Origin of the sequence: Nonlabens ulvanivorans (genome assembly GCF_032922765.1) — a bacterium.
In the GTDB taxonomy this organism is placed as follows: Bacteria; Bacteroidota; Bacteroidia; order Flavobacteriales; family Flavobacteriaceae; genus Nonlabens; species Nonlabens ulvanivorans.
Map to the genome: position 1 here is coordinate 251,031 of NZ_CP136694.1, position 14,992 is coordinate 266,022.

Annotated in this window: 16 protein-coding genes; 8 read left to right on the forward strand and 8 right to left on the reverse strand. The window is 35.3% G+C overall.

Going from position 1 to position 14,992, the window contains the following annotated elements; all coding sequences use genetic code 11:
- Nucleotides 1-35 precede the first annotated feature (35 nt).
- Nucleotides 36-2,045, reverse strand: a complete 2,010-nt coding sequence (locus R1T42_RS01040) for a urocanate hydratase (protein ID WP_317290954.1) — start codon at nucleotides 2,043-2,045, stop codon at nucleotides 36-38.
- Nucleotides 2,045-2,215: a DUF5522 domain-containing protein gene (locus R1T42_RS01045; protein WP_317290955.1), complete on the reverse strand. Its 171-nt coding sequence runs from the start codon at nucleotides 2,213-2,215 to the stop codon at nucleotides 2,045-2,047. The genes R1T42_RS01040 and R1T42_RS01045 overlap by 1 nt, the downstream gene beginning before the upstream one ends.
- 76 nt (nucleotides 2,216-2,291) lie before the next feature.
- On the opposite strand from R1T42_RS01045, the gene R1T42_RS01050 reads away from it, so the two are divergent.
- From R1T42_RS01050 to hemL, 4 genes are read left to right on the forward strand one after another with little or no spacing between them, the layout of a single operon-like run.
- Nucleotides 2,292-2,627, forward strand: a complete 336-nt coding sequence (locus R1T42_RS01050; protein WP_317290956.1) for a hypothetical protein — start codon at nucleotides 2,292-2,294, stop codon at nucleotides 2,625-2,627.
- Nucleotides 2,624-3,589 carry a 1-aminocyclopropane-1-carboxylate deaminase/D-cysteine desulfhydrase gene (locus R1T42_RS01055; protein WP_317290957.1) on the forward strand — a complete coding sequence of 322 codons (966 nt, stop codon included), beginning with the start codon at nucleotides 2,624-2,626 and terminating at the stop codon, nucleotides 3,587-3,589. The genes R1T42_RS01050 and R1T42_RS01055 overlap by 4 nt, the downstream gene beginning before the upstream one ends.
- Entirely contained in the window at nucleotides 3,579-4,430 is an 852-nt protein-coding gene (locus tag R1T42_RS01060; RefSeq protein ID WP_042271804.1) for a glucosaminidase domain-containing protein, read from the forward strand. Before R1T42_RS01055 ends, R1T42_RS01060 begins: the two co-directional genes overlap by 11 nt.
- Nucleotides 4,430-5,722 carry a glutamate-1-semialdehyde 2,1-aminomutase gene (hemL, locus tag R1T42_RS01065; RefSeq protein WP_317290958.1) on the forward strand — a complete coding sequence of 431 codons (1,293 nt, stop codon included), beginning with the start codon at nucleotides 4,430-4,432 and terminating at the stop codon, nucleotides 5,720-5,722. Before R1T42_RS01060 ends, hemL begins: the two co-directional genes overlap by 1 nt.
- A gap of 71 nt (nucleotides 5,723-5,793) precedes the next feature.
- Here hemL and R1T42_RS01070 read toward each other — a convergent pair whose 3' ends face one another.
- From R1T42_RS01070 to lysS, 4 genes are all read right to left on the reverse strand, one after another.
- The gene (locus R1T42_RS01070; RefSeq protein ID WP_317290959.1) at nucleotides 5,794-6,168 is read right to left on the reverse strand and encodes a hypothetical protein; all 375 of its coding nucleotides are present in this window, start codon (nucleotides 6,166-6,168) and stop codon (nucleotides 5,794-5,796) included.
- Between the two features lie 110 nt (nucleotides 6,169-6,278).
- Nucleotides 6,279-6,704 (reverse strand): hypothetical protein, encoded by a 426-nt coding sequence (locus R1T42_RS01075; RefSeq protein WP_317290960.1) that lies wholly within the window; start codon nucleotides 6,702-6,704, stop codon nucleotides 6,279-6,281.
- Nucleotides 6,705-6,834: 130 nt separating this feature from the next.
- Nucleotides 6,835-7,404, reverse strand: a complete 570-nt coding sequence (locus R1T42_RS01080; RefSeq protein WP_317290961.1) for an OmpH family outer membrane protein — start codon at nucleotides 7,402-7,404, stop codon at nucleotides 6,835-6,837.
- 40 nt (nucleotides 7,405-7,444) lie between these two features.
- Nucleotides 7,445-9,136, reverse strand: a complete 1,692-nt coding sequence (lysS, locus tag R1T42_RS01085; RefSeq protein ID WP_317290962.1) for a lysine--tRNA ligase — start codon at nucleotides 9,134-9,136, stop codon at nucleotides 7,445-7,447.
- Between the two features lie 160 nt (nucleotides 9,137-9,296).
- Here lysS and R1T42_RS01090 point away from each other — a divergent pair, with 160 nt between their 5' ends.
- The 4 genes from R1T42_RS01090 (at nucleotide 9,297) to R1T42_RS01105 (ending at nucleotide 11,840) form a co-directional block, all read left to right on the forward strand.
- Nucleotides 9,297-9,452: a YqaE/Pmp3 family membrane protein gene (locus R1T42_RS01090; RefSeq protein ID WP_081923490.1), complete on the forward strand. Its 156-nt coding sequence runs from the start codon at nucleotides 9,297-9,299 to the stop codon at nucleotides 9,450-9,452.
- Between the two features lie 79 nt (nucleotides 9,453-9,531).
- Nucleotides 9,532-9,747, forward strand: coding sequence for a hypothetical protein (locus tag R1T42_RS01095; protein WP_317290963.1), 216 nt, complete (start codon nucleotides 9,532-9,534; stop codon nucleotides 9,745-9,747).
- 234 nt (nucleotides 9,748-9,981) lie between these two features.
- Nucleotides 9,982-10,677 carry a lipoyl(octanoyl) transferase LipB gene (gene lipB / locus R1T42_RS01100; protein WP_317290964.1) on the forward strand — a complete coding sequence of 232 codons (696 nt, stop codon included), beginning with the start codon at nucleotides 9,982-9,984 and terminating at the stop codon, nucleotides 10,675-10,677.
- Between the two features lie 83 nt (nucleotides 10,678-10,760).
- Nucleotides 10,761-11,840, forward strand: a complete 1,080-nt coding sequence (locus tag R1T42_RS01105) for a DNA topoisomerase IB (protein WP_317290965.1) — start codon at nucleotides 10,761-10,763, stop codon at nucleotides 11,838-11,840.
- 8 nt (nucleotides 11,841-11,848) lie between these two features.
- Here R1T42_RS01105 and R1T42_RS01110 read toward each other — a convergent pair whose 3' ends face one another.
- Together R1T42_RS01110 and R1T42_RS01115 are read right to left on the reverse strand one after the other, a co-directional pair.
- Nucleotides 11,849-14,278, reverse strand: a complete 2,430-nt coding sequence (locus R1T42_RS01110) for a hypothetical protein (protein ID WP_317290966.1) — start codon at nucleotides 14,276-14,278, stop codon at nucleotides 11,849-11,851.
- Between the two features lie 62 nt (nucleotides 14,279-14,340).
- Complete coding sequence (locus R1T42_RS01115; protein ID WP_317290967.1) at nucleotides 14,341-14,940, reverse strand: ribonuclease HII; 600 nt, start codon at nucleotides 14,938-14,940, stop codon at nucleotides 14,341-14,343.
- Between the last annotated feature and the right edge of the window lie 52 nt (nucleotides 14,941-14,992).

Consider the following 14,992-nt stretch of genomic DNA (forward strand, 5'->3'; position numbering starts at 1 on the left):
AAAGCGTGATTACTAATCAACTTTCTCAAAAGCAATTAAACTTTATTCAATAAATCATCACTCACGCTATGCGGTAAGGTAACTTGCAGCTGTGGATTTAATTCCATAGCTCTTTTAATGGCAAAAACAGCATTGTCATTTCTAGCCCAGTTACGTCTAGCAATACCATTATTAACATCCCAAAAAAGCATAGACTCAAGTCTCGTTTCTGCTTCAATAGTACCATCAATAAACATGCCGAAACCACCGTTAATGACTTCGCCCCAGCCAACGCCACCGCCATTATGTATAGAAACCCAAGTTGCACCTCTAAAACTGTCTCCTATTACATTCTGTATCGCCATATCTGCTGTGAAACGAGAGCCATCATATATATTAGAGGTTTCTCGATAAGGAGAATCTGTTCCAGAGACATCGTGATGATCACGACCCAGAATAACTGGCCCTATGTAACCATCGGCAATGGCTTTGTTAAATGCTCTTGCTATTTCTATACGTCCTTGCGCATCTGCATAAAGGATGCGTGCTTGAGAACCTACTACAAGTTTATTCTCTTGAGCGCCTTTTATCCATTTTATATTATCCTGCATTTGCTGTTGGATACGTTCAGGTGCATCTTGTGATAATTGCTCTAATACATCTGTCGCAATTTGATCTGTTTTCTTAAGATCTTCGGGATCATTAGATGCGCAAACCCATCTAAATGGACCAAAGCCGTAATCAAAACACATCGGTCCCATAATGTCTTGTACATAAGATGGATATCTGAACTCTGTGTCTTCACCAGCGATATCAGCATCTGCACGGCTAGATTCTAGTAAAAATGCGTTACCATAGTCGAAGAAATAGGTGCCTTTTGCAGTATGATTATTTATGGCTTTAACATGCCTGCGCAAAGATCGTTGTACTTCTTTTTTAAATTCATCTGGACGATTACTCATCATCTCATTAGATTCTTCAAATGATAAGTCGACGGGATAATAGCCACCAGCCCACGGATTGTGTAAACTAGTCTGATCGCTTCCTATCGAGACATGAATATTTGTTTCAAAAAGAGTTTCCCATACATGCACTACGTTACCTTCATATGCAATAGAAACAGTTTCTTGATTTACTTGCGCTTTTTGAACTCTGGAAATTAAGTCTGTAGGATTATTAATTACAACATCAACCCAGCCTTGTGAATGTCTTGTGTGAACCGCTTTAGGATTCATCTCTGCACAAATTGTGATACATCCAGCAATATTACCGGCTTTAGGTTGTGCACCACTCATACCACCAAGACCTGAGGTAACAAAAATATTACCAGTAGGTTTTTGTTTAATTTTTCTAAAAGCATTCAATACAGTTATAGTAGTACCGTGCACAATTCCCTGAGGTCCTATGTACATGTATGAACCAGCAGTCATTTGTCCATATTGAGTAACACCTAGTGCATTAAATTTTTCCCAGTCATCAGGTTGAGAATAGTTAGGAATCATCATACCATTAGTTACTACGCAACGTGGTGCGCCTTTATGAGAAGGGAACAGTCCCATGGGATGACCACTGTACATAGCCAGTGTTTGCTCATCTGTCATCTCACTTAGATACTTCATGGTCAGTAGGTACTGTGCCCAATTAGAAAAAACACCACCATTACCACCATAAGTAATCAACTCATGTGGATGTTGTGCTACAGCGTGATCTAAGTTGTTTTGAATCATTAACATTATTGCCGCAGCCTGTTTTGAGCGATGTGGATAATCCTCAATATTACGAGCCTTGATTTCATACTCTGGCATGAAACGATACATATAGATACGCCCATAATCATCAAGTTCTTTCTTAAACTCTGGAAGTAAAATAGCATGATGATGTGGTTCAAAATAGCGTAAGGCATTACGTAGGGCTAGTTCTTCCTCTTCTGTAGAAAGAATCTTTTTACGTTTAGGTGCGTGATTTACATTTTTGTTATAAACATGAGGTGCTGGTAATGTATCAGGAATTCCTTGTTTTATGCTTTCGCGGAAGCGAACTAAGGAATTATCTACGGCTGTTTGCATTATTGTTTTTTTTTAATATTGTCTGATGATTTATCATATCCGTAAGGGCAGTGGCGACAACCACTTTTACAACAATAGCCTCTTTTAAGGTGGTACTGCTCAGTAAAGCATCTGTAACCTTGAGGTGTCAGGTAGTAATCTCCTTCTTCTACGGGAATGATTTTTTTCATTGTATAAAAATACGATTCTGTTGGCGGTCTATAAAGTATTGTAGTAGCAGAATCCTAGAAGTGGTATTTTTGTTCCATGTTTATAAGACGCGTTACATTATTTAAATGGGTAAATGGAATGGTGATATGGCCATTTTTATTAGTTCAAGATAAAAAGTCCATAAAAGATCCAGTTTTTATGAATCATGAGCGCATCCATGCTAGACAACAATTAGAGTTGATATTAATACTTTTTTTTATTTGGTATTTAATAGAGTATTGTGTCTTAAGACTAAAGTATAGTCATGGTAGAGCTTATCGCAATATTGTTTTTGAAAGAGAAGCTTATGCTATGGAATGTGATCTGGATTACTTAAAATTCCGTAATACATGGAGTTTTATAAAGTTTTACTCTCAAAAATATAGGGTATGAAGCTTTTTAATGTAAAAAATGCAGTGAATCAGCGATATCGTGAATTTAATGATGGAGCGATTATAGTGGATATAAAACGCGAAGATTTATTACATACTCAAGTATCTGGAAATAAACTGCGCAAATTGAAATACAATATTCTAGCAGCGCAACGACTAGGTTTAGACACGTTACTCACATATGGTGGTGCTTTTTCCAATCATATAGCAGCAACAGCCGCGGCTGGGAATATTTGTGGATTTAAGACGATAGGTGTTATTAGAGGTGAAGAATTGGGACATGACCTAGAGAAAACACTTGCCGGAAACAAGACTTTAAATGCCGCACAAGCATTAGGCATGCAATTTAAATTTGTCTCTCGTTCTGCTTACAGAGGTAAGTATGAAGATTTTTTTCAATTTGCCTTGAAAAAGGAATTTGATTCATTTTTCAATATTCCTGAAGGTGGAACTAATGATCTCGCAGTTAAAGGAACTGAAGAAATCTTAACAATTAAAGATAAAGATTACTATGATTATATATGTGTTGCCGCAGGAACTGGCGGTACTGCTGCTGGAATTATAAATAGTACTGCACCACACCAGAAAGTGTTGGTGTTTTCTGCATTGAAAGGTGATTTTATGTTTGATGAAATTGCACAGTATACAGATAGAGCGAATTTTATGGTTTTTGATGAGAATAGATTTGGTGGATATGCAAAGTCTAGTGACGGATTGATTAAGTTTATGAATGGACGCTTTCGCGAAAGCGTAACTGAGCAAAATCCTAAGGGAATACCACTTGAACCTATTTATACCGGAAAAATGATGTATCGATTAGAACATCTTGTTAAGACTGGCGTTATATCTGGAGAAACTCGTATTTTAGCCATTCATACTGGTGGTTTACAAAGTGTCGCAGGATACAACGCCATGCTTGAAAAGAAAGGCAAAATTACCTTAGATTATATCAATGAAATTTAAGTCCATACTCTACATCGCACTTATTAGTTTATTTATAGCTTCTTGTGGCTCTAATAAAAAGGTAGTTACTACCAAAAAGCGTGACAAAACATCCAAAACACGTAATGACAACCAAGCTGATGAACCGCAAAAAACGGTTGTTACAAAAGATGAAGAAAAGGTAACAGAAACCATTAAGCCACGTAGTGGTGATAAGGTGGCTAACTATGTCAACGAATTTAAGGGTGTTGCTATGAAAGAAATGCATCTCTATAAAATTCCAGCAAGTATAACTCTAGCCCAAGGGATTTTAGAAAGTGGATCTGGATTTGGTAGATTGTCGGTAGAGGCAAATAACCATTTTGGAATTAAGTGTCACACTGCATGGACAGGTGAGCGTATCTATCACGATGATGATGAAGATCAAGAATGTTTTAGAAAATACGTTTCGCCAGATTATTCATACCGTGATCATTCCTTATTCTTAACACAGCGTAAAAGGTACGCAAGCTTATTTAAGCTAGAAAAAGATGATTATAAGGGTTGGGCCTATGGTTTGCGCAAAGCAGGATATGCCACAGATAAAAAATATCCACAAAAATTAATAAGCCTTATTGAGAGGTATGAGTTATATCAATATGATGCCATTGTTTTAGGGAATCCTGTGAAAACCTATACAGAAACGACCACATCAACAGATAAAACTGAAAATCATATCGTTAAGTCTGGAGATACACTTTATGGTATCGCTAAAAAATATAATATTACTGTAGCACAATTAAAAACTTATAATAGTTTGAAGTCTACAACCTTAAGTATAGGACAAGTCCTAATTGTTAAACCAATTTCTAAAGATTTTTAATGTCATTTAGTTACCAACGTAGTAGTGCGCTTTTTAAAGAAGCGCAAAAAGTAATTCCTGGTGGAGTCAATTCTCCTGTTCGTGCATTTAATGCTGTAGGTGGTTCTCCTGTTTTTGTAGATCATGCTAAAGGCGCATATTTATATGATGTCGATGGCAATAAAATTATTGATTATATCGCCTCATGGGGACCTATGATTTTAGGTCATGCCTTTGATCCTGTTGTAGATGCAGTAAAAGCAGCCGCAGATAAAGGTACCTCGTACGGAATGCCTACAGAATTAGAAACAAAAATTGCAGAGCTTGCCGTTTCTATGGCGCCTAATGTGGATCAAATACGTATGGTTAATTCTGGTACTGAGGCCTGTATGAGTGCAGTAAGACTAGCTCGAGGATTTACAAGGCGAGATAAAATCATCAAATTTGCAGGATGTTATCACGGGCATAGTGATTCATTCTTAATTCAAGCAGGTAGTGGTGCGGTTACCTTTGGTAGTCCTAACAGTCCTGGTGTAACTCAAGGTACTGCAAAGGATACTCTGCTAGCACAGTACAATAATCTCGAACAAGTTGCTGAGATTTTCAAGCAAAATGAAGGGGAAATAGCTTGCGTAATCATAGAGCCTATCGCTGGTAATATGGGATGTATTGTACCGCAAGAAGGTTTTCTAGAAGGTATAAGGTCTTTGTGTGATGAGAACGATTCCTTGTTCATTTTTGATGAGGTAATGACAGGTTTCAGACTTGCTGCAGGTGGCGCGCAAGAAACAACTGGCGTTAAAGCAGATATTGTTACTTATGGAAAAGTGATAGGTGGTGGATTGCCAGTAGGAGCATTTGGTGCGAGACAAGAAATCATGAATCATCTAGCACCTCTAGGTCCAGTATATCAAGCAGGAACCTTGAGTGGAAATCCGCTGGCGATGAGTGCTGGTATAACAATGCTATCTCATTTAAATAACAACCCAGATATTTTTTCAAGTCTAGCCCAAAAAACAGAACGACTTCATAAAGGAATTGATACTGTTTTAAAAGAGAAAGGAATGCCTTATCAAATCAATAGATATGGTTCAATGATGTCCGTGCATTTTACAGATCAGCCTGTAATCGACTTTGCTAGTGCAGCCACTGGAAATAATGAATGGTTTAAGAAATTTTTCCACGGACTTTTAAAGCGTGGTGTTTATTTACCACCGAGTGCATTTGAAAGTTATTTCTTAAACAATGCCTTGAGTAATGAGGATATAGACAATACTATTGAAGCGACTAGAGAAGTAGTAGCAGATTGGTAGTTTGAAGAATTTAAGTATAAAAAAAAGCCGTTTCATTTGAAACGGCTTTTTTTTAAATATGAATTAAAGTTTTACTTAGGACTGATCGCATTTTTTACCATTGCGTATTTTTCTTCTCCTAAGAATGCTTTTAATTTTGTTTCAAATGAATCGCGTATGTCATTAATTTTTGACTGCTTTGCGATATCAGAAAGATTCTCCCTTTTAACACTTAATGTTTGAGTCTCTTTTTCGTGAACTAGCTCAAGTAATTCACCTCTTCTTTTAGCATCTACATTCCCTAATGTCATGATTTGATCTACTTTTTGATCTACAATTGCATTAAGCTTATTGTTCTTTTCTGAGATTACACGACTGTTTTCTAATTGAGCGTCAGTTATTTGAGGTGTTTGTGCATAGCCTAGACCTGCAACTGATACTGCTATAATAAAAAGTAATTTTTTCATGATTGTTGTTTTTCAAGATTTTAAAAATAAGAAATAAAATAGTTAAACAAAATAAAAGCCCTTAACATTCTCATGATAAGGACTTTTAAACCAAACTAAACTAAATCAAACTAATCTCTATTTCTTCTTTTTTTATCGCCTTTACCGCGTTTTTTTGCTCTTTGTTGCATCATTTTCTCCCATTCTGCATACTGGTCGTTGTTAAGAATCTTTTTCATGTTTCTTTTGACGGCTATTTTTTCATCTAGCATTTTTAATCGAGCTTCTTTCTTTTGATCATCAGATAATTTCTCACGATCTTCACGTGAAATTTTATTAGCCTCTCTTTTCTCTGCTTGTTTAAAAAGTACTTGATATACTTCTTTTTCTTGTTGATCAGAAAGGTCTAATGCTAGTGTTAATTTTTTAGATTGAACTGTTGCCATTTCTTGAGGAGTAACATCTTTCTTTTTTTCTCCTTGATCTCCTTTTCTACCTTGTTGTGCTTGAGCAACTGTCATTGCCATTAAGGCAATTAAAACGATTATCTTTTTCATGTTATTTATATTATTTGTTACACTTCTATGACTAGTGTATAGATAAAAAGGTTTAATCACAACTCAAAAAAAAAGTCAAGCACATGGCTTGACTTTTTAATTTTAATAAAGATAAAATATTTGTAATGTCTTATTCTTCAGTTGCTTCTTCGGTTTCTGAAGACGTGTCAGTTGAACTGTTTTTACTTTCGTAAGAAGTGTTTATTTCTTTAATAACAGTTTCAGTTATATTACTAGATTCATTCCCGTAGATTAACCCACCAGATTTATTTTTACCTAAAACGAATGCATAATTGTTCTTTTTTGCATGAGCTGCAATAAATTCCTCTACATGAGTATCGAGTTCTTTCAAATCATTTTCAAGTTGCTCTTGCATGCTTTGTTCTTGAGTTTTGATTTGCGATTCTATCATCTGCCATTTTTTACCAAAAGCTACAATTTCTGGATTTGTTTGCTGTTGTTGTTGACTCAGGTTATTAAATTTGGCTTGAAGAGGTGCGGCTTCCATTTGGTAAGCCATCGCTAGGCTATCTGTTCTCTTTTTAAAGTCCTCTTGTCTTTTAGTTATAGACGCTTCTAAATCTATTTTTTCTTGATATTCTTCATAAACTTTAGCATTATCAATGAAAACAACTTTTTGAGTTTCTTGACAAGATGCCGCAATTATTAAAATGGCAACTAAGGATATAATATTTTTCATGTATATTTTTTTTATATTTTTAAAAACGACTCATTATGTATTAAATAGTCTTGATAATTAAAGATTCATCAGTCTTTTCAACTTTAGTGATCTTTTTTGCGTTCAATCCTTTTACGGCTTTGTCCCATTTTTTATTACTTAAACCAACTTGTCCTTTAAGTTCATTTAAATCCATTTCTGTTTGTTTTTTAAGAATATCAAAAACGGTTTTTTCATCTTCAGTAAGGTCTAGTGCTTTCTTCTCAGGTTTCATTTGAGGGAAGAATAATACTTCTTGTATAGACGGGTTATTGGTTAAGAACATGATTAAACGATCCATTCCTATTCCTAGTCCACTGGTAGGTGGCATACCGTACTCTAGTGCTCTTAAAAAGTCTTGGTCGATGAACATCGCCTCATCATCACCACGGTCTGCTAGTGCAACTTGAGCTTCAAAACGCTCGCGTTGATCAATAGGGTCATTCAACTCAGAGTAAGCGTTTGCAATCTCTTTACCACATACCATAAGTTCAAAACGTTCTGTAAGTTCTGGGTTATCTCTATGTGCTTTACATAACGGTGACATCTCTTTAGGGTAATCTGTGATGAAGGTAGGTTGGATATAGTTTCCTTCACACTTCTCTCCAAAGATTTCATCGATAAGCTTTCCTTTACCCATTGTGGCATCTACGTCTATTCCTTCCGCTTTCGCGAAAGCGTATAACTCAGCCTCACTTTTTCCATCAATATCAAATCCTGTAAAATCAATGATCGATTGACGCATGGTGATTCTAGGATAAGGAGCTTTCCACTCTATTGTTTGATCTCCAAATTGACTATTTGTTTTTCCATTAACAGAAACAGCACAATGTTCTAAAAGACGCTCTGTAAAATCCATCATCCAGTTGTAGTCCTTATATGCTACATAGATCTCCATTGCGGTAAACTCTGGATTATGAGTACGATCCATACCTTCATTACGGAAGTTTTTACTGAACTCATACACACCATCAAAACCACCTACGATTAATCTTTTCAAATACAACTCATTTGCAATACGCATATAAAGCGGTATGTCTAATGAATTGTGATGTGTAATAAAAGGACGTGCAGCAGCTCCACCTGGGATAGGTTGTAGGATAGGAGTTTCTACTTCAAAGTACTCTCGCTCATTAAAGAAGTTGCGCATTGCGTTGAAGAGTTTAGTACGTTTTACAAAAACTTCTTTCACCTGTGGATTCACCACTAGGTCTGCATAACGCTGGCGATAACGCATTTCTGGATCTACAAATCCGTCATGTACTTTACCTTCTGCATCAACTTTAGGTAGTGGTAATGGTTTTAATGCTTTAGTAAGAAGTGTGAATTTTTTAACCATGATGGTCATTTCGCCCACCTGTGTTTTAAATAATTCTCCTTCTATGCCTATAATATCTCCTATATCTAGAAGCTTTTTATAAACATCATTGTATTGTGATTTATCGTCACCAGGACAGATTTCATCACGGTTGAAATAAACTTGAATGCGACCATCACTATCTTGAAGCTCTGCAAATGAGGCTGCTCCAGCGATACGTCTAGACATTAAACGTCCTGCGACGTTTACCTGTTTACCTTCTTTGAAATCTGCTTTTATGGATGTAGATGTGTTATCTACTGGATATAAAGCTGCAGGATAAGGATCAATTCCCATCTCACGCAATTTGCCTAGTTTCTCGCGGCGTATGATTTCTTGTTCAGAAAGTGGATTCATGTCTTAATTTATTAAGCTTGCAAAGATAACTTGCTTACATGGTGTAACAAAATTGTTTTTATAGAGTCCTATTTTTAGTTATGGGACATTTTGTTCCTTAAATCATTTACTATTTAAGTATAGTTTTAATTTTTTTTCCAACTGATTACTGAATAAATATATGAGTTTCTGGCGTGTATTACTTGCAATTATTTTTCCTCCATTATCTGTGATAGGAAAAGGATGTGGTTCTATTTTAATTGTTTTTATACTGACCTGTCTAGGTTGGGTTCCTGGAGTGATTGCTGCACTGATTATTTTAAATAAAAACAACTAGCCTTTTTAAGCAACCTATAAGTTAAACACGCATCTATGATATTGTAAAAGCATTACCTTTTATATAATTGTCCAATTTTATGAAACGTCTTATTGTTTTATTTATCGCTGTAGTTACTATTATTTCTTGTTCGATTGAAGAAGATTATAACACGTTTAATGTAACTAACAACTCTAGTGAAGAGATTTATATCGCCTTTGATTTTGATAATTCTATAATTTCTTCGTTTGAAGATTCTAGTCTTGAATCTTCAAGAATAATTCAATCTATGAGCAGCAATCTGTTTTGTGGATGAAAGTGTCTTTTCCGGGAATAAAGAATTAACGCTTATTATTATCACCAAAGATGTCTATGATACAAATTCATGGCTAGATATTGTGAATGATAATCTATTTGATGAGCGATATGATTTAACCTTGAGTGAATTAAGAGAAATAAATAATGAGATTGTATATAATTAGATAGGTCTTATTACTTTTTTAAGATACTAGTCCGATAGTTTTAAGACTGCAAGTTTTACCTTTGCTATATGAATAAACAAGTGCAGTTTAAAGATTTGGGTCGCAAGGATTATAAAGAAACTTGGGATCATCAAGAACAACTTTTCAAAGATATTATTGATGTAAAAATTAAGAATAGGAGAGAAGATGCAGGTCTAGAAACTGATAATCATTTACTATTTGTAGAGCATGATCACGTATATACATTAGGTAAAAGTGGTGATTTTGAAAATTTACTCGCTAACGAAAGTTTGCTTAAAAACATAGGCGCTACTTTTTATAAAATCAATCGTGGTGGTGATATTACCTACCATGGGCCAGGACAGATTGTAGGTTATCCTATACTAGACCTAGAAAACTTCTTTACAGACATTCATAAATACTTACGTTTCCTAGAAGAAATCTTTATTAAAATCCTTGCTGATTATGGTCTTAAAGGAGAGCGTAGCGATGGAGAAACAGGTGTGTGGCTGGATGTAGGAACACCATTTGCTCGCAAGATTTGTGCAATGGGCGTGCGTGCTAGTCGCTGGGTGACCATGCATGGATTTGCATTTAATGTAAATACAAACTTAGGCTACTTTGATCATATTATCCCATGTGGTATAGAAGACAAAGCAGTCACTTCACTTGCTGCAGAGTTAAAGCGACCAGTGAATGAAGATGAAGTAAAAGAGAAAATCAAACTTTATTTTTCAGAATTATTTGAAGCAGAACTCGTTTAAAAACCTGAGTTTACTACGCTAATTGTTTCAGAATTAGCCTTTTTTTATGTTTTGAAAGTAGGTTTCTGGTCTGTTTTTAAGTCATGACTTTATCACCTGATCAAATAAAAGAATGCCTTACTCAACCAGAAGCAGCGGCTCAACTAGCAAATCTAGTGTATATACATAACGATCATTTAAATATTTACCGCAAAAAGTATGGTAGAGGATTCACTTACTTAATTCATAATAAAGAGCGTCTAGTTGATAAAAAACAGCTTAAAAGAATTAAATCTTTGGTGATTCCACCGGCATGGAGTGAGGTTAGGATTAGTGAACTGCCTAATGGGCATTTACAAGTAGTAGGTCGCGATGATAAAGGTAGAAAAGTCTATTTATATCATGACATGTGGTCGCTATTACGCAATCAAACTAAGTTTTTTAAAATGTCTGCTTTTGCAAAGGTGTTACCTAAAATAAGAAAGAGATTGGAAAATGATCTTGATCAAGATGGAATGCCACAATCTAAGTGTCTCGCCCTAGTTTTAAGCATCATGGATCAAACTTACATAAGAGTAGGTAATCAACACTATGCAGATAAGAATGATACTTATGGCTTATCAACCATGCGCACCAGACATGTTAAGGATACTGATCAAGGTGTACTGTTTTCATTTGTTGGGAAAAAAGGTGTGTCGCAAGAAACCAGTATCGAGGATCCAGATCTGGTAGATCATATCCATCAATGTGAGGAAATACCAGGATGGGAATTATTTCAATACTATGATGAGCATGGACAACATCAATCTATAGATAGTGGAATGATTAATGACTATATTCATGACGTTGCAGGTGATATTTTTAGTGCAAAAGATTTCAGAACTTGGGGCGCGACACGTGAGTTTTTTAAAAGTCTTATAGAATTAGATCTTTATGATGATGAAAAGGGCTGTGAGAAAAATATTCTTAAATCATTGGACGCAGCTGCAGATGCTCTAGGAAACACGAGAACGGTATGTGAAAAGTATTATGTGCATCCGCAATTACCAGAATCTTATAGGAATGGTTCTTTTGAAAAGTATAGGGCTAGGTATCATGCTTCAAAAGATAGTGAGTACTTTGAATCAAGTGAGAAATGCGTTCAAGAAATTATAGCAGATTTTGAAATTGAGTTTGATGTCTAAATCACAATTTACCACTTATAAATAATAATGTCATCACCATCTAGAGTCGTTAGGAGATTACTCTTAGATCTTGCGATAGCAGTATTTTCTTTACCATATACTGGAAACGAGTTCAAAATTGCACCCTTTTTATCAAGTAAGTAAACTTGATTTTCGCCAGAATCTATTAGGTGTATATACTCTTCTCTTAACAGCTTATCAACTTTTATATTGTTGTATGTGCCGTAAGGTAGCTCTATCGACTTTCCATTAATTAATAACTTATTATTGTTTTGAATGATTTCAATACCATCAAGAGCGATATAATACTCGGTTGCAGAAACTGTTTTACCAGAATTTGTAATTTTACCAGTAACTGGATTTAGATAAATCAGTTGATTACCATCTAGCATCTTTATAAGGTTTTTTTGAAAACTCATCGCTCCAGTTAATGATACTTTTTCTTTAACCTTAGTTCTTACCTTACCTGTTCTGTTGAGTAGTGAGATGGTGTTGTCAGCTTTCGCGAAAGCGATGTAATCACGACTTCCTACTCTATAATGCTGTGGCTGGCTTATGATTTCATCTTGCTTCTTATACTTAAATCCTTTTACTACTTTACCATTAATATCATACATGGTAAGTGTTTTACCGTGTGTCACTAGAAAGCGATAATTGCGACTATTATCATAGTCAAATACACTGAGTGGTTGGGTGATGCCACCTTTAATTTGAATAGGATATTTATTGACATCTTTACCATTGCGGTCTAGATAGTAAACGGATTTACTGGTAGAAAAAGCAAGTTGTTTACGACCATTTTTATAACCGTCGACAGCATTTATTTGACCTATTATGATGGCGTCTAACTGCTTACTCCAGTGTTTTTTACCGGTATCTGTTAATAGATGTAATTTAAAATCTTCATCTTGGAAAGCGACATCATGTTTTCCTGTGAGGTGATTGGGAAATAAAAATGGACCTGCAATAATCTTGCGTGGTGATTTATAAGAACCAGTTTGAACGATTCCTGTATTCTGTATGCTGGCATCTATTTGAGGTATGCTGGTGTGGTAATGTGCATAGCCCTTTTCATGAACGTACTGACTGACCATGAAAGGGAAATCTTTACTTGATATTTTATTTATAATTTTAGAATCACCTTTATCTGTTACAGACTCTTGTATAATATTTAAGCTCGTAAAATACATGAGCGTGCTAGAATCGCTTATGTTGTTAGATAAATCTTCCCACCAAGCTTGCTGAGATAGTGCAGATTTATTTTGGTAACTGACGATAAATTCTTCTGGCGCAGTAGCTGTGGTCGATAGAATTAAGTAGTCTTCTATTACTGTTAAGAACTTATAGTTATTGACAGGCAGCAGTGGTTGCATACCTTGAGTTTTAACAGGTTCTCTTAATTCATAAATGGTGAAATTGCGATAATCAAATTTTGCACTGGTGGCGCTGTCCATATCCATGAACAAGGCTTCAAATGGTTTAAGTGAAAATACGAGTGCGTCTGTTTTAGGTAAAGCAACTTGTGCTAGCTCAGTACTGTTGTCCAGTATTAACTGAAGGGTTTTATTGAGTTTTGAGGTAGTGCCATTGTAATGATTGACCTGTCTGTGTAATTTATGTGCATCTTTATAGGTTACAATTACTGCTTGATCCACATTACTAGGAATGATGGCAGGAACCCTATTTTGTTGTGCTTTCAAATCATTAAAAATAGCGTGGAACTGCTGTGAAGAATCTGCATAAGTGAAGATCCCATCAATATTAAATACATGATCTGTTTTACGTGGTTCTAATTGAAACCAGTGGCCTCTAACTTTAGAAGTACGAGAGTTTTGTTTCAGTAAAAAATGCTGTAACCAGTCCTTTTGAGAACCATGGATATATATACTCAAGTCTGATCCTGAGGTACGATCATAAATAGACGCAAATTGAGAATCAAAGATATAATCTTCTACATTGCGACGTATTAAACTTTCAATGACTAAACGTGAGGTACTCGCAATATGAAAGCCATTATGATTAAGATAATAATAAGGAATTTCATGTGTAGTATCTTCGGCATAAGTGATCTGGTCATAGGTATGAACAGACATGCTATCTGCTTTAATGATTTTGCTTTCTAAAATGTCTGTAATTAATGTAATGGCAATATCGTCCTTGCCTTCTGGACTAATTGCGATGATACTTTCCCCTTTTAAATCATAATCAAGTAAAAAAGCGCTCGCTGTTTTTAATTCCTGAATGCGTTCCAATTCTTTAACCTCTTCCATTAATGCGCTAGAGGAAAGAACATCGTTAAGGTTCTTTACATCATTAGTAGCAATGATTATTTTTGAATCTGTAGGGATGCGATTTAAAATCTGTTGATTAACGGTCACATTATCATTACAACCTATTAAAAAAAGACTGATAAAAAGGACGGCAATAAGGCCACGCATAGTTTAAGTATTTGCACAAAAATAGAAAGATAATTTACGATAACATCACAGTTTGCAATAAGTTATAATGTAGATTTTAATTCTTCAGGTAAAAGTTTAAAGGTCATTCTATGGTAATGAGTAGTTCCAAATTCTCTAATTGCTTCTCGATGTTTTTTAGTAGGATATCCTTGATTTTGATTCCAACCATATTCGGGAAATTCTTTAGAAATCTTTTCCATATAATCATCACGATATGTTTTAGCAAGTATAGATGCTGCAGCAATATGTAAATATTTACCATCTCCTTTAATTACTGTAGTGGCATCAATATCAGCATATGGTTTAAATCGGTTTCCATCCACAGCAATATGTTCTGGTCTTGTTTGTAAACCGTCAATGGCTTGATGCATGGCTAGAATACTAGCATTAAGAATATTGATTTTATCAATAGTTTCCATCATAACATGGGATACATGATAAGCGATAGCATGCTCTTCGATTAGACCGCGTAGTTGATATCTACGCTTTCGCGAAAGCTTCTTACTGTCATTCAATAAATCACTTTTAAAATTTGGCGGTAATATTACAGCGGCAGCAGTTACAGGTCCACAAAGACAGCCTCGTCCAGCCTCGTCAGTACCGCATTCAACAATGTTAGGATGTATTTGATTTAAAAGCATATGCTAAAATATGAATTATAGTTATAATCTTTTTAGGAGTACTGTTATGATG